This window comes from Kitasatospora sp. NPDC086791 (assembly GCF_040685975.1).
In the GTDB taxonomy this organism is placed as follows: Bacteria; Actinomycetota; Actinomycetes; order Streptomycetales; family Streptomycetaceae; genus Kitasatospora.
Genome location: NZ_JBFBOC010000001.1, coordinates 262289 through 284435, shown reverse-complemented (window position 1 = coordinate 284435; position 22147 = coordinate 262289). Strand labels below are relative to the sequence as shown.

Annotated in this window: 9 protein-coding genes; 4 read left to right on the top strand and 5 right to left on the bottom strand. The window is 75.0% G+C overall.

Annotated elements, in window-relative coordinates; translation table 11 throughout:
* Positions 1-28 precede the first annotated feature (28 nt).
* From ectB to AB0Q99_RS01105, 4 genes are all read right to left on the bottom strand, one after another.
* A complete protein-coding gene (ectB, locus tag AB0Q99_RS01120; protein WP_363567164.1) occupies positions 29-1330 on the bottom strand; it encodes a diaminobutyrate--2-oxoglutarate transaminase in 1302 nt (433 codons plus the stop codon).
* Between the two features lie 222 nt (positions 1331-1552).
* On the bottom strand, positions 1553-2236 hold the full coding sequence (locus AB0Q99_RS01115) for a response regulator transcription factor (RefSeq protein ID WP_363567163.1): 684 nt from the start codon (positions 2234-2236) through the stop codon (positions 1553-1555).
* Complete coding sequence (locus AB0Q99_RS01110) at positions 2233-2859, bottom strand: LuxR C-terminal-related transcriptional regulator (RefSeq protein ID WP_363567161.1); 627 nt, start codon at positions 2857-2859, stop codon at positions 2233-2235. Before AB0Q99_RS01110 ends, AB0Q99_RS01115 begins: the two co-directional genes overlap by 4 nt.
* A 462-nt stretch (positions 2860-3321) precedes the next feature.
* Positions 3322-9807: an amino acid adenylation domain-containing protein gene (locus AB0Q99_RS01105; protein ID WP_363567159.1), complete on the bottom strand. Its 6486-nt coding sequence runs from the start codon at positions 9805-9807 to the stop codon at positions 3322-3324.
* A 214-nt stretch (positions 9808-10021) separates the two neighbouring features.
* On the opposite strand from AB0Q99_RS01105, the gene AB0Q99_RS01100 reads away from it, so the two are divergent.
* The 4 genes from AB0Q99_RS01100 to panD are packed head-to-tail and all read left to right on the top strand — an operon-like array spanning position 10022 to position 19087.
* Positions 10022-10240, top strand: a complete 219-nt coding sequence (locus tag AB0Q99_RS01100) for an MbtH family NRPS accessory protein (protein WP_363567157.1) — start codon at positions 10022-10024, stop codon at positions 10238-10240.
* Positions 10240-12084, top strand: a complete 1845-nt coding sequence (locus AB0Q99_RS01095; RefSeq protein ID WP_363567155.1) for a non-ribosomal peptide synthetase — start codon at positions 10240-10242, stop codon at positions 12082-12084. Before AB0Q99_RS01100 ends, AB0Q99_RS01095 begins: the two co-directional genes overlap by 1 nt.
* A complete protein-coding gene (locus AB0Q99_RS01090) occupies positions 12081-18671 on the top strand; it encodes an amino acid adenylation domain-containing protein (RefSeq protein WP_363567153.1) in 6591 nt (2196 codons plus the stop codon). The genes AB0Q99_RS01095 and AB0Q99_RS01090 overlap by 4 nt, the downstream gene beginning before the upstream one ends.
* On the top strand, positions 18668-19087 hold the full coding sequence (panD, locus tag AB0Q99_RS01085) for an aspartate 1-decarboxylase (RefSeq protein WP_363567151.1): 420 nt from the start codon (positions 18668-18670) through the stop codon (positions 19085-19087). The genes AB0Q99_RS01090 and panD overlap by 4 nt, the downstream gene beginning before the upstream one ends.
* Positions 19088-19187: 100 nt before the next feature.
* Here panD and AB0Q99_RS01080 read toward each other — a convergent pair whose 3' ends face one another.
* Entirely contained in the window at positions 19188-21323 is a 2136-nt protein-coding gene (locus tag AB0Q99_RS01080) for a SpoIIE family protein phosphatase (RefSeq protein ID WP_363567150.1), read from the bottom strand.
* Positions 21324-22147: the final 824 nt, after the last annotated feature.

The window sequence follows — 22147 nt, the reverse complement described above, 5'->3', positions numbered from 1 at the left end:
TCCGTGAGGGTGCTTCCGTGACGGCGGGTCAGATCGTCCGCAGGCCCTGCCGCAGCACGTCGAGGCCCCGGTCGAGCAGCGCGAGGTCGACGGTCAGCGGCGGCAGCAGCTTGACCACCTCGTCGTCACGGCCGCACAGTTCGACGATCAGCCCCTGCTCGAAGGCGTACCGCTGCAGTCGGTCGGCGCGCAGGGGGCCGCCGGCGGCACCGAGGTCGATGCCGAGCGCCATCCCGCGTCCGCGCGTGACCAGGTCCTGTCCCAGCGCGTCCAGTTCGCCGCGGAAGCGGTCCAGGCGGGCGATCGCGGCGGTGAGGTGGGCGTGGAAGGAGTCCTGACGCCACAGCTCGCAGGCCGCGGTGGCGGCGACGAAGGCCAGCTGGTTGCCGCGGAACGTCCCGGTGTGCTCCCCCGGCTCCCAGGCGTCCAGCTCCCGCTTGAAGAGCACCATCGACAGCGGGAGCCCGTAGCCGCTGAGCGACTTGGACAGCGTCACCACGTCCGGGGTGATCCCGGCGTGCTCGAAGCAGAAGAACCGGCCGGAGCGGCCGCAGCCCGCCTGGATCTCGTCGAGGATCAGCAGGATCCCGTGCCGCTCGGTGAGTTCGCGCAGGGCCCGCAGCCACGTGCTGCTCGCCGGGTAGACACCGCCCTCCATCTGCATCGGCTCCAGGATCACCGCGGCGGGCAGGTCGACGCCCGAGGAGGAGTCCGCGAGCAGCCGCTCCAGGTAGCCGATCGAGTCGAACGCGCCCTGCGGGCCGTCCTCGTAGGGGATGAAGGTGACGTCCTGGCCGCTGACCCCGCCCGCCCGGCGGGCCCGGCGGCTGCCGGTCACCGCGAGCGAACCGCGCGACATGCCGTGGTACGCGCCGGTGAACGCGACCAGGCCGGTGCGGCCGGTCCGCTTGCGGGCCAGCTTGAGCGCGGCCTCGACGGCGTCGGTGCCGGTCGGACCGGTGAACTGCGCCTTGTAGTCCAGCCCGCGGGGGCGCAGCACGGTGTCGGCGAAGGCGGTCAGGAACTCCCGCTTGGCCACGGTGTACATGTCCAGGCCGTGCGCGATGCCGTCGGCGGCGAGGTACTCGGCCACCCGGGCCTTGATGAAGTCGTTGTTGTGCCCGTAGTTGAGCGTCCCCGCGCCGCAGAAGAAGTCGATGAACGTCCGGCCGTCCTCGGCGTGCAGTTCGACGCCCTTGGCCCGCTCGAAGACGGCCGGGAACGTGCGGCAGTACAGCCGGACCTCCGACTCCAGCTCCTCGAAGGTCTTGAACTCGTTCTCCGGCAAGGGTTCCTGGCCGGTGCTCGGGGTGTCCTCGGCGATGTCCATCGGGTCCTCTCGGCGGGGATGCGGGGATGCAGGGATCGAACCCGCGGCGGGCCGCTCGGGGCGCCGCCCGCGGGTGGAGGGAGGGTCGTCGTGTCCGCAGGGCGGACACGGGCAGGAGCAGCGTGCCCCGGACCGCGGCACGGTGCCAGGGAACGAGTGGCAGCCTCGGCGCCGGGCCGCTGCGCGTTTGTCCCGGCCCGGTGGCGCGCTCCGGCCGGCGGGTCAGATCAGCCCGGTCCGTACGGCGTGCGCCACCGCGTGGGCCCGGTTGTGCACCTGGAGCCGGCCCATCAGCTCGTAGATCACGTTCTTGACGGTGTGCTTGGAGCAGCTCAGCGTCCGGGCGATGGCCTCGTTGCCGTGGCCGTCCGCCATCAGCCGCAGCACCTCGATCTGACGATCCGTCAACAGCGAGCTGCCCGAACGACGTTCGCGGATGGTCGGCTCCGGGGAGGCGTTGAGCAGACAGGCGAGCACCGGGTGGGACAGCCGGCCCTCGCCGCGGTGCGCCGAGTGGACGGCCGCGGCCAGGCGCGTCGGCGTCGCCTCGGCGGACAGCAGGACGGCCCGGGCGCCCGCCTTCAGGGCCCGCAGCACACCGTGCCGGGACAGCACGTCGGCCACCACCACCAACAGCCGCTCGCCGCTGCCCGGCAGGGCGGGCCGGCAGGCCTCGATCGCGCCCTCCACGGTGTCGCCGACGGCCACCAGAACGTCCCGCGACGGATCCGGTACATGGACCGGCCGGAGCCCCGCGACCACCAGCTTGGCCTCCACGCCCGCGCGCGCCGCCGCGTCGTTCGACCGCACCCGCACCCGGGGCCCCGCGGCGGGGCGGGCGGCCGTCGCCACGGCCGTCGCGGGGGCCGTGGTCCTCGCGGCCGGGGCCGTCGTCGTCGCGATCACAGCAGCCCCGCCCGCAGGGCGAAGGCCACCGCGTGCGCGCGGTTGCGGAGCCGGAACCGCCGGGTGACGTCGTGCACCACGGTGGTCACGGTGCGGGACGAGTAGCACAGTTCACGCGCGATCTCCTCGGTCTCCCGGCCGTCGGCGACCAGCCGCAGGACGGCCTGTTCCCGCTCCGACAGCTCCCAGCCCGCCGGGGCCGCCACGGCGCCCGCGCGGCGGGCGCCGTCCCCGTGCCCGTGGTCGAGGAGCCCGTCCAGGAGGTCGGGCGGCAGCGTGCAGTCGCCGGCGGCGGCCGCCACGACCGTCCACGCCAGCCGCTCGGCGGTGGCCTCGGAGCGGCGCAGCAGGCCTCGGGTGCCGGCCGCGAACGCCTGGGCTGCGTCGCCGGCTGCCAGCTCCGTCGCGACCAGCACGATCTCCCGGCGCTGGTCCGCCTGCCGGGCCGCCCGCACCGTCTCCATCACCTCGGGGGTCACCCGGTCCACCATGATGACCGCGACCTGCGCCCGTTCCCCGGGCAGTGCCACCGCGATGTCACCGTGGCACTGCAGGCTGGTCCGCGCACCGGCCTCCAGCACCGGGTCCTGTGCGACGACGCTGACTCTCACCGGTTCGCCCATCGGCTCCTCCTGGGGTGTGTGCCCGTGCCCGACAGGTACACAGCATCGACCGGTGGGCACCGTGCGGCATCGGGTGACGGCCCCCAGATTTCCCGAGTGGCCCGCGGACCGGACCGGCACCGCCCGACACCGGCCCGCGCGGGGCTCCGCGCGACGGCCCGCGCCGCCCGGCCCGGCGGCGTCCGGCCCGCGGACCGTCCTCCGGCGGACGGCCGTGGCGTGAACCGCCGTGCCGTGACCAGGCCGGACGGAGAAACCTGGGGGCGATGCCCCCAGGAAGGCGCCGGCCGCCCGTCGACGGTTCGGGCCGGTGACCGTGGGCCGGCCCGGCCGGGCCGGCGGCGTCCGGATACCGGTGCTCGTACCTCCGGTGACCAGACCGGAAGGGCCCGGGAAGCCGACGGCCGGCCGGGCTCCGAGCCCGGCCGGCCGTGCCGGGGTGATCCCGGTGGTGCCCCGCCGCTACGCCTCCTCGGCGAGCAGCGCCGCGACCTCCTCGTCGGAGAGCCCCGCGATCTCGGCCTCGACCGCCCGCTCGACGGCCTCCGCCTGGAGGGCGACGGTCGGCGCCTCGAAGAGCAGGCGCAGCGGCAGCTCGACCGCGAACGCCCGGCGCAGCTGGGCCAGCACCCGGGTGGCGAGCAGCGAGTGCCCGCCGAGGTCGAAGAACCCGTCGTGCACGCCGATCCGGTCGAGGCCCAGGACCTCGCCCCAGATCCGCGCGACCACCTCCTCCGCGGGGGTGCCGGGCGCGAGGTAGCCGTGCTCCAGCCGCGGGCGGCCGGCCTCGGGGGCCGGGAGGGCCTTGCGGTCCACCTTCGTGCTGCTGGTGAGCGGCAGTTCGGGCAGCTCCACCCAGAGCGAGGGGATCATGTACTCGGGGAGCCGGTCGCCCAGGAAGGCGCGCAGGGCCGCGATGTCCGGGGCCGCGCCGTCGGCGGTGACGAGGTAGGCGACCAGCCGGCGGTCGCCGGGCCGCACGTCCCGGGCCACCACGGCGACCGCGCGGATCAGCGGGTGCCGGGCGAGCACCGCCTCGATCTCGCCGAGTTCGATCCGGAACCCCCGGACCTTGACCTGCTGGTCGATCCGGCCGAGGAACTCGATGACCCCGTCGGCCGCGTAGCGGACCAGGTCGCCGGTGCGGTACAGGCGGCCGGGCGTGGGCGAGAACGGGTCCGGCACGAAGCGCTCGGCGGTCAGCGCGGGCCTGCGGTGGTAGCCGCGGGCGACCCGGACCCCGCCGAGGTAGAGCTCGCCCGGCACCCCGACCGGCACCGGGTTGAGGTCGGGGTCGAGGACGTACGCCGTGGTGCCCGGCACCGGCCGGCCGATCGGCAGCGTGGCCTCTCCGCGGGCGCCCGGGAGTCCGCCGGTGACGGGGTGCAGGACACAGGTGACGGTGGCCTCGGTGGGGCCGTAGTTGCACAGGAAGCGGGCGGGCAGGCCGGTGGCGGCCCAGTGCCGGGCGTCGTCCACCGTGACGACGTCGCTGCCGACGTTCATCAGCCGCAGCCGCTCCAGCCGTCGGTCGCCCGGCGCGAGGCCGGCGACCAGTTCGCGGTAGTAGGCCGGGGTGATCTCCATGATCGTGACCCGGTGCTCGGCCAGCCGGTCCGCCAGTTCGGCGGGGCTCCAGAACAGCGGATCGCTCACCACCACGGTCGCACCGGCCAGCAGGGTGGCCGCCATCTGGTCCATCGCCACGTCGAAGGTGAGCGCCGACAGCAGCACCACGCGGTCGTCGCCGCCGATGCCGTAGGCCTCGGCGATGACCGCGCAGTGGTGGGCGTAGGAGCCGTGTTGGATCAGCACGCCCTTGGGCTGCCCGGTGGATCCCGAGGTGTAGATGACGTAGGCGAGTTGCTCCGGGTGGACGGTCACCGCCGGGTCCGAGGTGGGCTGCTGTGCCAGCCGGTCGCGGTCGCCGTCCAGGCTGATCACCGTCGCCCGCCCGCCGGCCAGGCGGTCGGCGAAGCGGCTGTGCGTCAGCACCGTCGAGGCCCCGGCGTCCGCCAGCATGAAGGCGAGCCGCTCGGCGGGGTGCTCGGGGTCGAACGGCACGTAGCAGCCGCCGGCCTTCAGCACGCCGAGCAGGGCGACCACGACATCCGGTCCGCGTTCCAGGCAGACCCCGACCACGCTCTCCGGGCCGACGCCGGACGCCCGTAGCCGGTGCGCCACCTGGTTCGCCCGGGCGTTGAGTTCGCCGTAGGTCAGGCGGCTCTCGGGCCGGCCGGCGTAGACCACCGCGAGCGCGTCGGGCTGTGCGGCGGCCCGTGCCGAGAAGAGCTCGGGCACGCAGGCCCGGGGCTGCCCGGCCGGGGCGCCGCGCCAGTCGGTGAGCAGTTGCCGCCGCTCCGGCCCGGTCAGCATCTCCAGCTCGCCGATCCGGGCGTCCGGGGCGTCGACGGCGCCGCGCACCAGCTGCAGGTAGTGCCGGGCCATCCGCTCCACGGTGGACCGGTCGAAGAGCGCGGTGGAGTACTCGAAGGCGCACGAGAGCGTGCCGTCGGGCTGCTCCTCGAAGGTGACGGTGAGGTCGAACTTGGCGACCTGCCAGTCGGCCGGCAGCTCCTCGACCTCGACGCCGTCGATCTCCAGCGGGCTCCGCCGGGTGTGCAGCAGCTCGAACATCACCTGGAAGAGCGGGTTGCGGGACAGGTCGCGGTCGGGGCGCAGCTCGTCGACCAGCCGCTCGAACGGCAGGTCCTGGTGGGCGTAGGCCTGGACGGCGTCGGCCCGCACCCGGTCGAGCAGTTCGGCGAAGGTCGGTGCCCCCGAGAGGTCGGCCCGCAGGACGACGGTGTTGACGAACAGGCCGGCCAGGTCCTCCGTATCGGCGCGGGTGCGGCCGGCCACCGGGGTGCCGACCGCGAGGTCGCACTGCCCGCTGTAGCGGGACAGCAGCACGTGGAACGCGGCGAGCAGGACCATGAACGAGGTCGCCGAGCGGGCCCGGCCCACGGCTGCGACCGCCGCGCCCAGATCGGCGGGCACGTCGACGCGGAGCAGTTCGCCGCGCGGGTCGCGCACCGCGGGGCGCGGCCGGTCGGTCGGCAGCTCCAGCGGCTGGAGGCCGGTCAAGTGCTCCTTCCAGTAGTCCAGTTGTGCGGACACCACCGGCTCGGCCAGCCGGTCGCGCTGCCAGGCGGCGAAGTCGGCGTACTGCACGGCGGGGGCGGCTTCCGGCAGTGGCAGACCGGCCGTGAAGCAGCGGTAGAACCGCCCGATCTCGCCGGTGACCACCTCCGTCGACCAGGCGTCGGTGGCGATGTGATGGAAGGTCAGGGCGAGGATCCACTCCTCGGCGGCGGTCCGCAGCAGCGCGGCCCGCACCGGCGGCTCGCGGTCGAGCTCGAACGGCCGGCCGGTCTCCCGGGCGAGCAGCTCGCGCAGCTCCCGCTCGGTCGCGCCGCGCAGGTCCCGCGCGGCCAGACCGAGCGGGCGCGGCGGGTCGACCACCTGCACGGGCACCCCGTCCACCTCGGTGTACCGGGTGCGCAGCACCTCGTGCCGGGCCACCACCTGGTCCAGGGCCCGGCCGAGCGCCCGCTCGTCCAGCCGGCCGGTGAGCCGCAGCACGGCCGGCACCAGGTACTCGGCGCTGCCGGGCTCCAGCCGGTCGAGGAACCAGAGCCGCTGCTGCGCCGAGGAGAGCGGCAGCGGGCCGGTCCTGGGGGCGGGGGTGATCGGCGGCAGCTCGACGCCCCGGTAGCCGGTCTCGATCAGCTCGGCCAGCCTGGCCGGCGTGCGCAGGGCGAAGACCTGGGCGAGCGGCAGCTCGACGCCCAGCGCGGCGCGCAGCCGGAAGGCGACCCGGGTGGCGAGCAGCGAGTGCCCGCCGAGCGCGAAGAAGTCGTCCCGGGCGCCGACCCGTTCCACCCCCAGGACCTCGGCGAAGACCGCGGCCAGGGTCTGTTCGACGGGGGAGCGCGGGGCGACGTACGCGCCCGCGGCCTCGGACCGTGCGGGGTCGGGCGCGGGCAGCGCCGCGCGGTCGACCTTGCCGCTGGCGGTCAGCGGGAGCGCGTCCAGCAGGACGAAGGCGGAGGGCACCATCGCCTCCGGCAGCCGGCCCGCCAGGTGCGCGCGCAGCCGCTGCGGGTCGAGCACCGCCGCGGTCTCGGGCACGACGTGCGCGATCAGCCGGTGGTCCCCGTCGTCGCGGCGCTGCACGCCCACCACGGCCGCGGCGACGCCCGGGTGGGTGCACAGGACGCCCTCCACCTCGCCCGGTTCGATCCGCACGCCGCGGACCTTGAGCTGGCCGTCGATCCGGCCCAGGTACTCCAGCCGGCCGTCGGCGTGCCGGCGCGCGCGGTCCCCGGTCCGGTAGAGCCGCTCGCCCGCCTGCTGCGGGAAGGGGCTGGGGGCGAACCGCTCGGCGGTCAGCCCGGGGCGGCCCAGGTAGCCGCGGGCGAGTCCGACGCCGACCACGCACAGCTCGCCGGGGACGCCGACCGGGCAGAGGTTGTCGTCCCGGTCGAGGACCAGGATCCGCAGGTTGTCCAGCGGCCGGCCGATGGAGACGGTCCGGGCGTGGTCGTCGGCCCGGTAGCGCCAGGCGGTCACGTCGATCGAGCACTCGGTGGGTCCGTAGGTGTTGTACAGCTCCACCTTCACGCGGCCGAGCAGCTTCTCGCAGAGGCGGGCCGGCAGCGGTTCACCGGCGCAGAACAGCAGGCGCAGGCTGGTGCACTCGGCGAGGCCCGGCTGGTCCACCAGGGTGCTCAGGACCGACGGCACGAGCTGCAGCACGGTGACGCCGTGCTCGGCCACCGCCCGGAGCATCGCGGCCGGGTCCCGGTGGGCCCCGTCGGGTGCCAGCACGATCGTGGCGCCGCACACCAGCGGTGCCAGGAACTCCCACATCGCCGCGTCGAAGCCGATCGTGGTCTTCTGCAGGATCCGGTCGCCGGCCGAGAGGCCGTGCCGGTCGACGGTCCACAGCACGCGGTTGCGGATCCCCTCGTGGGTCACCAGCACGCCCTTGGGCAGGCCGGTCGAACCGGAGGTGTAGACGGCGTACGCGGCGCCGGCCGGGTCGACCCGCGGCAGGTCGGCGCCGTCGTACCCATCGGGGAAGGCCGGCTCCCCGCCGTCGGGGAAGGCCGGCTCCCCGCCGTCGGGGAAGGCCGGCTCCCCGCCGTCGAGGACGACGTCGGCCGGGAACCCCGGCAGGTCGTGCGAGGCGTCGGCGATCAGCAGGACGGCCGCACTGTCCCGCAGCAGGTGCTCGCGGCGGGCCGCCGGGTGCTCGGGGTCGATCGGGACGTAGACCGAGCCCGCCTTGAGGACCGCGAGCAGCGCGGTGACCAGGTCCGGGCCGCGGCGCAGGGACACCGCCACCGGGACCTCGGGGCCGGCGCCCAGCTCGATCAGCCGACGGGCCAGGTGGTCGGCCCGCCGGTCGAGCCGGCGGTACGTCACCTCCTCGGTGCCGAAGACCACCGCGGTCGCCCCGGGAGTGGCGGCGGCCTGCTCGGCGAAGAGCTCGTGCAGGCAGCGGTCGGGACGCGGGACCACCGGTCCGAGGGCGGCCTCGTCGAGGCGGTCGCGCTCGGCGGCGTCCAGCAGGTCGAAGCGGCTGAGCGGGCGCCCGGGATCGGCGGCGAGGCCCGCCAGCAGCCGGCCGTAGTGGTCCGCCAGCCGCTGCACGCTCTCGCGTTCGAACAGGGCGGTGGCGTACTGCAGGGAGCCGGAGAGGGTGCCGTCCTCGTGCTCCAGCACGTGCAGGGTCAGGTCGAAGGCCGCTCCCGCCCCCGGCGTGGGGACGACCCGCACGTCCAGGCCGGGCAGTGTGAACGGCCGGGCGGCGGCGTTCTGCAGCGCGAAGGAGACCTGGAAGAGGGGGTTGCGGGAGAGGTCCCGGTCCGGCGCCAGTTCGTCCACCAGGCGCTCGAACGGGACCTCCTGGTGGGTGAAGGCGTCCAGCGCCGACTCCCGCACCCGGGCCAGCAGGTCGAGGAAGGACGGGTCGCCGGACAGGTCCGCCCGCATCACCAGGGTGTTGGTGAAGAAGCCGACCAGCTCCTCCACCTCCACCAGGGACCGGCCCGCCACCGGTGTGCCCACGGCGACGTCCGTCCGGCCGGTGTGCCGGGCCAGCAGGGCCTGGAAGGCCGCGAGCAGCACCATGAACGGCGTCGCGCCGTGGGCCCGTGCCAGCCGTTCGACCGCCGTGACCAGCTCGGGGGCGAGCGCGAAGTCCACGCTGTCGCCCGTCGCGTCCCAGACCGCCGGCCGCGGCCGGTCCGTCGGCAGGTCCAGCGGCGTCAGCCCGGCGAGCCTCCCGCGCCAGTACGCCAGCTCCTCGGCCAGCCGGTCGCCGGACAGGTACTCGCGCTGCCAGTCGGCGAAGTCCGCGTACTGCACCGGGAGCGGCTCCGGAACCGGTGCCCCGCCGCCGGTGAACGCGCCGTAGCAGGAGTCGAGCTCCCGGGCCAGGACGCCCCAGGACCAGCCGTCGAAGGCGATGTGGTGCACCACCAGCAGCAGCAGGTGCTCCTCGTCGGAGAGCCGGAGCAGGGTCAGGCGCAGCGGCAGCTCGGCGGCCAGGTCGAACGGACGGCGGATCCCGCGCTCGACGATCGCGCGGGCCTCGGCCTCCCGTGCCTGCGGCTGAAGACTCGTCAGGTCGACTCTTTCCAAAGGGAGTTCGGCGTACTCGGCGATCTCCTGCACGGGTACGCCCTGTTCCGCCGGGTACCGGGTCCGCAGCACCTCGTGCCGGTCCAGCACCGCCTGCGCCGCCCGGACCAGCGCCCCGGCGTCCAGCGGCCCGGTGATCCGCAGCACGAGCGGCAGCAGGTAGTCCGCCGCCCCCGGCCGCAACTGGTCGATGAACCACAGCCGTTCCTGGGCGAAGGACGTCGGGCAGTGCACCGGCTGCCCCTGCGCAGCCCCGGCCGCCACGTCGGCCTCCGGGCCGAAACCACCGTTCAACTGCCACCTCCCACAGAGCGCCACGTCGGCGTGCGGTCAGCCTGCCGAGCGTCCGGCGGCGCACGGTAGAGAGGGACCGGCAGACCTGCGGGCCGCACGACTGCGCACTCCGCCGTCGGTTCTTCTCTGTGGCCGCCGAGCCGGCCTGCGGCACGCTGTGCTGCGACAGCGCCGGACACCGAGGGCCGGTCGAGCAGTGCGGGAGGACAGCGGGATGGCTGACGAGAACACCGACGAGCGCACCTACTGCGTGGTCCGCAACGACGAGGAGCAGTACTCGATCTGGCTCGCGGACCGGGAGCTGCCGCTCGGCTGGTACCGGGAGGGCTTCGAGGGCCCCAGGCCGGCCTGCCTGGACCACATCGACGAGGTGTGGACGGACATGCGCCCGCTGAGCCTGCGCCGCCGCATGGAGCAGGCGAGCCAGGCCTGATGGGCGAGCGGAGCGAGCACGTGCCGCTGCCCGACGTCGCGTTGCACCAGCGGGTCGCGCAGCACGCGGCCGCCGCGCCGCAAGCCGTCGCGGTGGAGTGCGCCGGCGAGCGGCTGACCTACGCCGAACTGGACGCCCGGGCGAACCAGGTGGCCCACCTGCTCGGCGAGCACGGGGTCGGCCGCGGTGACCCGGTGGCGGTCTGCGCGGGGCGCGACATCGAGGTGGTGGTCGCGCTGCTCGGCGTGCTCAAGGCCGGCGGCTACTACGTGCCGCTGGACCCGGAGTACCCGGCCGAGCGGCTGGCGTTCATGGCCGCCGACTCCGGGGCCCGGATCCTGCTGGTCCAGCCGGAGTCGGCGCACCGCTTCGACGCCGTCCCGGGCCTGCGCGCCGTCCCGATGGCGAAGGGGCCGGTGGCGCCCGGCCGGCCGACCACCCCGCCGCCGGTCGCCACCCACCCGGACGACCTCGCGTACCTCATGTACACCTCCGGTTCCACGGGCCGGCCCAAGGGGGTCGGGATCACGCACCGGAACGTGCTGCGGTTGGTGCACGGCGTCGACTACGTCGACCTCGACGCCGGGCAGGTGGTGCTGATGCTCGCTTCGCTCTCCTTCGACGCCTCGACCTTCGAGATCTGGGGCCCGCTGGCCAACGGCGCCAGGCTGGCGGTCCTGCCGCAGGGCATCCCCACCGGTGAGACGATCGAGCGGGCGGTCCGCGACCACGGCGTGACCCTGCTGATGCTCACCAGCGGGCTGTTCCAGCACGTGGTGCGCACCCGCCCCGGCGCCCTGGCCCTGGTCCGCCACGTCCTCGTGGTCGGCGACGTGGCACCGCCCGCCGAGGTGCGGGCCCTGATCGACCTCGGCGTCGAGGTCAGCAACGGCTACGGGCCCACCGAGTGCACGACGTTCAGCTGCGTCCGGCGCGGCATCACCCCGGCCGAGACGGGCGGCAGCATCCCGATCGGCACCGCCATCACCAACACCACCGCGTACGTCGTGGACGACCGGGGCCACCCCACCCCGCCCGGCACGGAGGGCGAACTGCTGATCGGCGGCCCGGGGGTGGGCCTCGGCTACCTCGGGCGGCCCGCGCTCACCGCCGAGCGCTTCGTGCCGGACCCGTTCGGCACCACCCGGGGCGGCCGGCTGTACCGGACCGGCGACCTGGTGGTTCGTCAGGAAGGCGGCCCGTTCAGGTTCCTGGGCCGACGCGACCAGCAGGTGAAGATCCTCGGACACCGGGTGGAGCCCGGCGAGATCGAGGCGGCGCTGGGGAACCATCCCGGACTCGCCGCGGCGGCGGTCGCCGTGCGACCGACCGCCGCGGGGGGCAAGCAGCTGGTCGGCTACGTCGTCCCCGCCGGCGACGCGACGCCCACCGGCGCGCAGCTGCGGGCGTACCTGGGGGAGCGGCTGCCGGACTACCTGGTCCCGACCGCCTGGGTGACGCTCGCCGGGCTGCCGCTCACGCCGAACGGCAAGGTGGACCGGGCGGCGCTGCCGGCACCGACCGCGGGCGAGCGCGGGCCGGTGACGGCGGCCAGGACGCCGCTGGAGGAGTCCGTGGCCGGGATCTGGACCGAGCTGCTCGGCGTGGACCGGATCGGCGTGCACGACGACTTCTTCGCCCTGGGCGGTCAGTCGCTGCTGGCCACCCAGGTCGTCGCCCGGCTGCAGGAGCGGTTCCCGGTCGCGCTGCCCGTGCGCGCCGTGTTCGACGCGCCCACGGTCGAGCGGCTGGCCGCCGTGGTGCACCGGGCGATCACCGAGCATGTCGAGCAACTGACGGATTCCGAGGTGGAGTTGATGTTGTCGCAGGTGCGTGAGGGATGAGCACAGTGCCGAACCGGCGTGCGCCGGGGAGTTCCGGGGACCAGCGGCAGGCGCTGCTGGACAGCCTCCTGCGCGGCGCCGCCGGCCCCGCGCTCGCCGCCGCGGCGATCGGCCGCGTGCCGCGTGACCGCCGGCTGCCCCTCTCCTTCGCCCAGCAGCGGCTCTGGACCCTGGAACAGCTGCGCCCCGGCACCGCCGAGTACGTGGTGCCCCTCGGCTGGGAGCTGCACGGGCCGCTGGACGTCCCGGCACTGCGCCGGGCCCTGCGCGAGCTGGTCGAGCGGCACGAGGTGCTGCGCACCCGCTACCGGGAGGTCGACCACCTGCCGGTCCAGGTGGTGGACCCGGCCGCCGAGCCGGACTTCGCCGAGCTGGACCTCAGCGGCCTGAGCCCCGCCGAACGCCCGGGGCGGACGGCGGAGTGGATCGAGCGCGACGCCAGGACGCCGTTCGACCTGGCCGACCGCTGGCCGCTGCGGGCCCGGCTGGTGCGGCTCGCCCGGGAGCACCACGTGCTGGCCCTGGCCCTGCACCACATCGCCGTCGACGGCTGGTCGGTCGGCGTGCTCGCCCGTGAACTCGGCGCGCTGTACTCGGCGTTCGCCACCGGCTCGGCGAGCCCGCTGGCGCCGCTGCCGGTGCAGTACGCCGACTTCGCCGCCTGGCAGCGCGGCGAACCCGCCGGGTCGGCGACCGGCCGGCTGCCGTACTGGCGGTCCAGGCTCGCGGGTGCGACGGCGACCGAACTGACCACCGACCGGCCCCGCCCCCCGGTCTTCGACCCGGCCGGCGCCACCCTGCCGTTCACCGTACCGGCCCGGACGGCCCGGGCCCTGGCGGAGCTCGGCCGCTCGCGCGGCGCGACGCCGTTCATGGTGCTGCTGGCCGCGTTCCAGGTCCTGCTGGCCCGGCACACCGGCCGGACGGACATCGTGGTGGGCACGCCGGTGGCCGGGCGCACCAGGGCCGAGGTGCGGGGGCTGGTCGGCTTCTTCGTCAACACCCTGGTGCTGCGCACCGACCTGTCCGGCGACCCGTCCTTCCTGGCGGCCGTGGACCGCGTGCGGGAGACGGCGCTGGACGCCTTCGCCCACCAGGAGGTCCCGTTCGAGCGGCTGGTGGACGAGCTGGCGCCGGAGCGGGACCCCTCCCGCAACCCGCTGTTCCAGATCATGTTCGCGCTGAACAACACCGACCCCGCGGAGTTCGACGGCGTGGATCTGCGGGCCACCGAACGCGCGATGCCCTGGCACGGATCCAGGTTCGACCTGACGCTGCACCTGACCGAGCAGCCCGACGGCTCGCTGCGCGGAGTCGTCGAGTACGCGACGGCGCTGTTCGGCCCGGAGCGGATGGCGGCGCTCACGCGGCACTTCGCCACCCTGCTCGACGGGCTGGCCGACGATCCTGAGCTGACGGTACGTCAGGCGCCGCTGGCGTCGGCCGGGGAGCTGGAGCTGCTGGCCGGGTTCAACGACACGGCGGTGGGGTACCCGGTGGACGGGCTGCTGCACGGGCTGGTCGAGGAGCAGGCGGAGCGCTCCCCGGACGCGGTGGCGGTGCGCTTCGAGGGCCGTGAGCTGACCTACGCCGAACTCGATGCCCGCGCCGAGCGAGTGGCCCGCCGGCTGCGCGCGCGGGGCGTGGGCCCGGAGTCGGTCGTGGGGGTGTGCCTGCACCGCGGCCTGGAGCTGCCGGTGGCGCTGCTGGGCGTGCTCAAGGCCGGCGGGGCGTACCTGCCGCTGGACCCGGGGTATCCGGCGCAGCGGCTGACCCACATGCTCGCCGACTCCGGCACCCCGGTCGTGGTCACCACCGCCGACCTGGCGGCGAGCCTGCCCGAGCACCGTGCCCACACCCTCCTCCTCGACGAGCACCCGGGCGGCGAGGACGAACCGGTCCTTCCCCGGCCGGCCGTGCCGGTGGACCCGGACAACCCGGCCTACGTGATCTACACCTCCGGCTCCACCGGCCTGCCCAAGGGCGTGGTCATCACCCACCGCGGCATCGTCAACCGGCTGCGCTGGATGCAGGACGCCTACCGGCTCGACACCACCGACCGCGTCCTGCAGAAGACGCCCTACAGCTTCGACGTCTCGGTGTGGGAGTTCTTCTGGCCGCTGACCTGCGGCGCCACCCTCGTCATGGCCCGCCCGGACGGGCACCGCGACCCCGGCTACCTCGCCGAGACGATCGCCGGCGAGCGGATCACCACCACCCACTTCGTCCCCGCCATGCTCCGCGTCTTCCTCGACACCGTCCCACCCGGCACCGCGCTCACCCCGCTGCGCCGGGTCCTGTGCAGCGGCGAGGCCCTGCCCGACGACCTCGCCGACGCCTTCCACCACCACCCGGCGACCCGGCACGCCGAACTCCACAACCTCTACGGCCCCACCGAGGCCTCCGTCGACGTCACCGCCACCCCCTGCCCGCCCGGGCAGCCGGTGACCATCGGCCGCCCCATCGCCAACACCCGCACCCACGTCCTCGACCAGGACCTCGCCCCCCAACCCCTCCACCTGGCCGGCCAACTCGCCCTCGCCGGCCTCCAACTCGCCCGCGGCTACCTGGGCCGCCCCGCCCTCACCGCCGAACGCTTCGTCCCCGACCCCGACCCGCGCCACCCCGGCACCCGCCTCTACCTCACCGGCGACCAGGCCCACCACAACCCCGACGGCACCCTCACCTACCACGGCCGCACCGACCACCAGGTCAAACTCCACGGCCACCGCATCGAACTCGGCGAGATCGAGACCGCCCTGCGCACCCACCCCGCCGTCAGCCAGGCCGTCGTCACCCTCCACCACGACCACCTCACCGCCTACACCGTCACCACCCCCCACACCACCCCACCCACCCCCACCCGACTCCGCACCCACCTCGCCGCCACCCTGCCCGCCCACATGCTCCCCACCCACTACCGCGCCCTCGACGCCCTCCCCCTCACCCCGAGCGGCAAGATCGACCGCAACAACCTCCCGGCGCCGGATCCGACACCGGTCGACACGGCGAACCACACCCCGCCGAGCACCCCGCTCCAGCACCGGATCGTCCGCGGCTGGGCCGAGGCCCTCGGCATCGAGCCGCACCTGATCGGTCTCCACGACAGCTTCTTCGCGCTCGGCGGCGACTCGATCCGCGCCATCGGCGCGGTCGGCCGCCTGCGCGGCGCCGGGCTCGACATCGCCGTCCAGGACGTCTTCCGGCACCAGACGGTCGCCCGGCTCGCCGAGGCCGTCGCCCCGCGCGGCGCGGGCGCGGAGCCGGCCGGGCCGGCCCCCTTCGCGCTGCTCGCCGAGGCCGACCTCGACCGCCTCCCGGCCGGGTTGGCGGACGCCTACCCGCTCTCGCTCGCCCAGGCCGGCATGGTCTACGAGATGCTCGCGGGCGCCGACCGGGGCGTCTACCTGACCAACCTGAGCCACCCGGTCCGCGACGACGGCGCGTTCTCGGTGGACGCCCTGCGCGCCGCCGCGGCCCTCCTGGTGGAGCGGCACGAGATCCTGCGCACCTCCGTCGACCTGTCCTCGTTCTCCGAGCCGCTGCAGCTGGTGCACCCCACCGCGACGATCCCGGTCTCCCACGTCGACCTGCGGCGGCTGGGCGCGGCGGAGCAGCGGGCCGAACTCGCCGCGGCCGTCGCCCGCGACCGGCTGGCGCCGTTCGACCTGGCCGTGCCGGGTCTGCTGCGGGTGGTGGCCTACCAGGTGGACGAGCGGCACTGGCAGCTGTCCGTCAGCAACGGCCACGCCCTGCTGGACGGTTGGAGCCAGAGCTCGCTGGTCGGCGAGCTGCTCGGCTACTACCGGGCCGTCCGGGACGGCCGGGATCCGGCGCCGGCCGCTCCGCCCGCGGCCCGGTTCGCGGACGCGATCGCCCTGGAGAAGCGGGCCCTGGGGTCCGCGGCGGACCAGGAGTTCTGGCGTGACCGGGTCGCCCGGTTCGCCCCGCTGGCGCTCCCGCAGGGCTGGCCGACCCGGCCCGGCGCGCCCGACGGGTCCGACGGACCCGACGGGTGTGGCGCGGCCGAGGAAGCCGGGACGGACGAGGTGGCCCGGGTCGACTTCCGCGACCTGCTGCCGCGGCTGCGAGCGGTGGCGCAGGGCGCCGGGGTGCCGCTGAAGAGCGTCCTGCTGGCCGCGCACCTCACGGTGCTGGGCATGATCAGGGGCGGCACCGGGAGCCCGATCGCCTTCCGGACCGGCCTGGTCTGCAACGTGCGCCCGGAGACGGTCGACGGCGACCAGGCGCGCGGCATGTTCCTCAACACCGTGCCCTTCGGGCTGACCCTGGACGCCCCGAGCTGGACCGAGTTGGCCCGTGCGGTGTTCGCCGAGGAGACCGCCCTGTGGCCGCACCGACACTACCCGCTGCCCGCCATGCAGCGGGCCTGGGGCCAGGGGACGCCGCTGGTGGACGTCTTCTTCAACCACACGGACCTGACGGTGCTCGACGGCGAGTCCATCGGACTGGACGAGGTCGGGGAGCGCACGCCGAACGAGTTCGGCCTCTCGGTCTCCACCGTCGCGGACGGCTTCGTGCTGGAGGCCGGCGCGGAGCGGGTCGGCCGGGCCGAGCTCGACCTGCTGGCCCGGACCTACCGGCACGTCCTGGTCGGCCTGGCCGCCGACCCGCAGGCCGACCCGCGCCGCACCACGCTGCCCGAGCCGGACCGCCGCATGCTGCTGGAGCGCTGGAACGCGGAGCCGCCGGCCCCCGCCGGGCACGGCCTGGTCGCGCTGTTCGAGCAGCAGGCGGCCCGCACCCCGGACGCCGAGGCCGTGCTCTCCTCCGGCGAGCGGCTGACCTACCGGCAGCTGGCCGAGCAGGTCGCCCGGCTGGCCGGACACCTGCGGGAGCACGGGCTGGGCCCGGGCTCGACGGCGGCGGTCTTCCTGGAGCGCGGTCCGGAGCTGCTGGTCGCCCTGCTGGCCGTGCTCGCCACCGGCGCCGCCTACGTGCCGCTGGACCCGGACCACCCCGCCGAGCGGAACGCCTTCGTGCTCGCCGACACCGCCGCCTCGGTGATCGTCACCCGGACCGGCCCGGTGGAGCGGCTCACCGCCCTGCCGCCGGCCGCAGGCGGCCCGGTCACCGTGCTGCTCGACGCGGACCGGGAGGCGATCGCCCGGCAGAGCCCGGCGTTCGCCGGGCCGCGGCTCGACCGGGACGCCCTCGCGTACGTCATCTACACCTCCGGCTCCACCGGCCGGCCCAAGGGTGTGATGATCACGCACGGCGGCCTGGCCGACTTCCTGACCGCGATGCTCGACCTGCCCGGACTGCGCCCCGGGGCGCCGGTGGCCGCGCTGACCACGGTGTCCTTCGACCCCTCCGTCCTGGAGCTCTACCTGCCGCTGCTGGTCGGTGCCCCGGTGGTGCTCGCGACCGCGGAGGAGGTCAGGGACCCGCTGCGGATGGCCGCGCTGATCACCGCCACCGCCCCCGCGATCGTCCAGTCCACCCCGGTCACCCTGCGGATGCTGCTGGACAGCGGCTGGTCGGCCCCGGCCGGGCTGGTGGTGCTGTGCGGCGGCGAGCGGCTGCCCACCGAGCTGGCCCGGCGGCTCGCCGCCGACGGCGCCCGGGTACTGGACCTGTACGGCCCCACCGAGACCACGGTGTGGACCACCGTGACCCGCCTGCACGCGGACGGCACCCCCGAGCAGTGGTCGCCGGTGCCCGGGACCGTCCTGCACGTGCTGGACGGCGGCCTGGAGCCGGTGCCGGTCGGGGTCCCCGGCGAGATCTGCCTCGGCGGCGCCGGCCTGGCCAGGGGCTACCTCAACCGGCCCGGCGTCACGGCGCAGGCCTTCGTGCCCGACCCGCACGGCCGGGAGCCCGGGGCCAGGCTCTACCGCACCGGCGACCTCGGCCGCCGCCACCCCGACGGCCGGGTCGAGCTGCTCGGCCGGGCGGACCACCAGGTGAAGATCCGCGGCCATCGGATCGAGCCCGGCGAGATCGAGGCGGTGCTGCTGGGCTGCCCGGAGGTGCGGGCCGCGGTCGTGCACCCGGTCGCGTCGGGCACCGGGGAGGCCGAGCTGGTCGCCTACCTGGAGCCGTTCCCCGGCGCCACACCGCCGGACGGCGGCGAGCTGCGCGACCTGGTGGGCCGGCTGGTCCCGGACTACATGATCCCGGCGGCCTTCGTCGTGCTGGAGGCGCTGCCGCTCACCCCGAGCGGCAAGGTCGACCGGGGCAGGCTCCCCGCCCCGGCCCCGGCCGCCCGCACCGGCGAGTACCTGGCGCCGCGGACCGAGCGGGAACGGGCCGTCGCCGGCGCGTGGTGCGAGGTGCTCGGTGTCGAGCGCGTCGGAGTGCACGACAACTTCTTCGACCTCGGCGGCCACTCCCTGCTGGCCACCCGCATCGCGCTGCGACTGCGCGACGCGACCGGGCTGGACGTACCGGTCCGCGCCCTGTTCGACCGCTCCACCGTCGCCGCGCTGGCCGCGGCGCTGCCCCAGTACGCCGCGCGCCCGACCGGGGAGACGCCCCGGCTGGTGGCCGGCCGCCGGTTCCGGCGACAGCCCGCCCCCGACATCCAGCCACCCCGCCACGACGAAGACGGAGCCAAGCCGTGACCCGCACCATGCTCAAGTCCAAGATCCACCGCGCCACCGTGACCCAGGCGGACCTGCACTACGTGGGATCGCTGACGATCGATCAGGACCTGATGGACGGCGCCGACCTGCTGCCCGGCGAACTCGTCCACATCGTCGACATCGACAACGGCGCACGCCTGGAGACCTACGTGATCGCCGGCCCGCGCGGCAGCGGGATCATCGGGATCAACGGCGCGGCCGCCCGGCTGATCCACACCGGCGACCTGGTCATCATCATCAGCTACACCACGGTCAGTGACGCCGAGGCCAAGGCCCTCGTCCCCAAGGTCCTGATGGTCGACGCCGACAACCGCCCGCTCGCCCACACCGACGACCCGGCCGAGCCGGTGCCCGGCACCCGGACCACCCGCGGCGACGCCGTCACCGTCCGGTAGCGCCGCCGCCCGGCGCGGGCGGCGGCGGGGCCGGCACCCCCGGCCGCACCGCGCCCCTCGGCGGGGCCGGTGGCCGCGCCGGTGGGCCGCCGTCGGATGCTCAGCCCGCCAGCGGGAACTCGCACCAGACGTTCTTGCCGCTGCCGAGCGGCTCCACGCCCCAGCCGCCGGCGAGGGCGTCCACCAGCAGCAGACCGCGGCCGGAGGTGGCGGTCTCGCCGGGGGCCCGGCGGCGCGGCAGGACGCTGGAGCGGTCCCGGATCTCCAGACGGATGCAGGGGGCGGTCCCGGCCCGCAGTTCGATGGTGACCAGTGCGCCCCCGTCGGTGTGGACCAGGGCGTTGGTGATCAGTTCGTCCGCGGTGAGTTCGACGTCGGAGATCAGGTCGGACGCACCCCACGCGGCGAGGGCCTGGCGGAGCATGGCCCGGGTCTCCGCCAGCCCTTCCGGATCGGCCTGGTGGACGTGCTGGGTCATCTGCCGGGTGGCGTGGGCGCCGGGGACGGCCGCGCGGTGCAGCAGCAGGAGCGCCACGTCGTCGCTGCTGCCGAGGCGGTGCGGATGGCCGCCGCAGAGGTGGTCGGCGAGCGCCTCGGTGTCCCGCGGGCCGTCGCGCAGGGCGGCGGCGAGTGCTTCGATGCCGTCCGTGATGTCCCGGCCGGGGTGCTCGACCAGTCCGTCGGTGCACAGCAGCAGGGTGTCGGCGGGGTTGAGGTCGAGGCGGGTCTCCGGGTATCCGTCCTGGCCGAACGCCGTGGCCACGCCGAGCGGCAGGCCGCCGCGGACGCCGACCCAGCCGGTCAGGCCGGTGCTGTCCCGCACGAGCGGTTCGAGGTGGCCGGCCCGCACCAGGCGCAGGGTTCCGGTCTCCAGGTCGGCGTCGACGTAGATGCAGGTCGCGGACCGCTCGGTGTCGAGGTCGGCGAGGAACCCGGACGCGCGGGCCACGACCGTGGCGGGGGTGTGTCCTTCGGTGGCGTAGGCCCGCAGGGCGATCCTCAACTGACCCATGATGGCGGCCGCGTGGCTGTCGTGCCCCTCCACGTCGCCGACCACGAGGCCCACCCGCCGACCCGGCAGGGGGATGACGTCGTACCAGTCCCCGCCCACCTCGCGTCCGCTGCGGCCGGCCCGGTAGCGGACGGCCACCTCACCGCCGTTGATCTCGGGGATGCGGCGGGGCAGCATGGTGGTCTGGAGCGTGGTCGCGAACTCGCGTTCCTGGTCGAAGAGCATGGCGCGTTGCAGGGACTGCGCGACCGCGCTGCTCAGCGCGATGCAGATGTTGCGGTCCTCTGTGCTGAACTGGTGCCGGTCCCGGTAGAACAGGCCCAGCGCGCCGATGGAGCGGGCCTGGGCGGCCAGGGGCAGGAAGGCCGCCGCCTCGATCCCCATCTCCTCGGCGTAGGGCCGCAGGCGGGGGTAGCGGGTGGTGAGTTCCTCCCTGGTGCCGAGGAATCGCGCGCGTCGGGTGAGCACGGCCTCGGACAGCGGCAGGCCGTCCACCAGGTGGGTCAGCGACAGGTCGTCCCGGGCCCTGAGCTCCGCCGACGGTTGCTCGGTCGCGGCGACGAGGCGCATGACGTCCCCGTCCACCAGCCCGAGGGCCAGCCCGTCCGCCCCGAAGCGCCGCAGCCCTTCGCTGTCGGTCAGCACGTTGGTCACGTCGCGGACGGTGACGGCGCGGGCGAGGGCTTCGGTGGTGGCGCGCACGGAGTCGGTCTGGCGGCGCCGGTCGGCGGCGAGCGTACGCATCCCCTCGGCGTGGGCCAGTTCCTCCTCCGCGTTGCGGACGATGCCGACGATGCGGTACGGGCGCGCCTGTGCGTCGCGCAGGATGCGCCCCTGTGTGTGGGCCCAGCGCAGGGTGCCGTCGCGGCAGACCAGGCGGAAGTAGCACGCGAAGGTCAGGTGACCCTCCCGGAGCGCGCGCGACACGGCCTCGTCGAGCCGCTCGTTGTCCGTCGGCAGCACCCTCGCGGAGAGTGACGCCGGCTCTCCGTCGAACTCGTCGGCCCGCAGGTCGAACACGTCCAGGCCGACGTCGTCGAGGTGGTAGGTGCCCTTGTCGAGGTCCCAGTCGAAGCTGCCCATGCCGTTGAGCGCCAGCCGGTCGTTGGCCGCGGTCGGCTCGGTGTCGTCCCGGGCGGCCGACGACGGCGAAGGGGCGCGGGTGGGCACGGGGCCGGTGATCTCGGGGTCGTCGCCGCCCGGAGACCTGGACGTGTTCGCCATGGCAGGGCTCCCGTCCGATCGATGGCCCGCTGCCGGATCATCCGCGACCGGCTCGCCCCTCTGCCGCTGCGGTCACGGAGAGTGGCGTACGCGCGACTGCGGGGCACAGCGGGTGCTCCGTCGACGGCGCCGGGTCCGTTCCTGGAACGCCTGGTCAGTCTATCCAGGGGCCGACGGCTCGGCATCGACGCCTGAGCCGTGGGCCAGGCCTTCGCGACCACACCCGACGCGACCACACCCGACGCGGGCGGCCCGGCAGGCCGAGGTCCGCGCCGGGAGCCGCGCGGACCTCTCCGTACCCCGGAACCACTCGTGCGCGTCCGGTCGGAGGCCGGCCATCTCCGGGGCCGGTCTTTGCGGAAGCAGCCCTTCTCCGGAATCGGCCCTCTCGGAAGTTGGCCTTCGCGAACGCCAGGGCCGCGCCCACGTCGGCGAGTCCCGGCCCGGTGGCCTCGTCCGGGCCCTGCCCGGCCGGATTGTTGAACCGAGGACGGCGTGCAGCCAGACCCCCGCTACCACCCACTTGAGTGATGTCGGCATCCGCTCGTCCGCCAACTGGTTCGTCATTGGTGACCACCCCCGGATCGTCGGTGCGGCCGGGGCCGGTGGCAGGGCCGTAGGGGAGAGGATCCGGGTGGCCGGGTCTGCCGTCGATGGCCACGTCCGCCTCCCTGTCTCCAGTTGGCCGAAACTTTCGACACTCCGATGGGCAGGTCATGTTGACGAAAGATCAGGTCATTCCGTTGTCCAGTGGCAGCCCGGATGCGGAGGGTGATGAATCGCCCTCCGGCTGAGCCCTCCCGCTGGTACGACGTCAACGATGC

What these genes read in the sequence shown, in the direction of transcription:
- AB0Q99_RS01090 (WP_363567153.1), top strand. Translation starts at nt 12,081, where the DNA reads ATGAGCACAGTGCCGAACCGGCGTGCGCCGGGGAGTTCCGGGGACCAG.
- AB0Q99_RS01100 (WP_363567157.1), top strand. Translation starts at nt 10,022, where the DNA reads ATGGCTGACGAGAACACCGACGAGCGCACCTACTGCGTGGTCCGCAAC.
- AB0Q99_RS01110 (WP_363567161.1), bottom strand. Translation starts at nt 2,859, where the DNA reads ATGGGCGAACCGGTGAGAGTCAGCGTCGTCGCACAGGACCCGGTGCTG.
- AB0Q99_RS01095 (WP_363567155.1), top strand. Translation starts at nt 10,240, where the DNA reads ATGGGCGAGCGGAGCGAGCACGTGCCGCTGCCCGACGTCGCGTTGCAC.
- ectB (WP_363567164.1), bottom strand. Translation starts at nt 1,330, where the DNA reads ATGGACATCGCCGAGGACACCCCGAGCACCGGCCAGGAACCCTTGCCG.
- AB0Q99_RS01080 (WP_363567150.1), bottom strand. Translation starts at nt 21,323, where the DNA reads ATGGCGAACACGTCCAGGTCTCCGGGCGGCGACGACCCCGAGATCACC.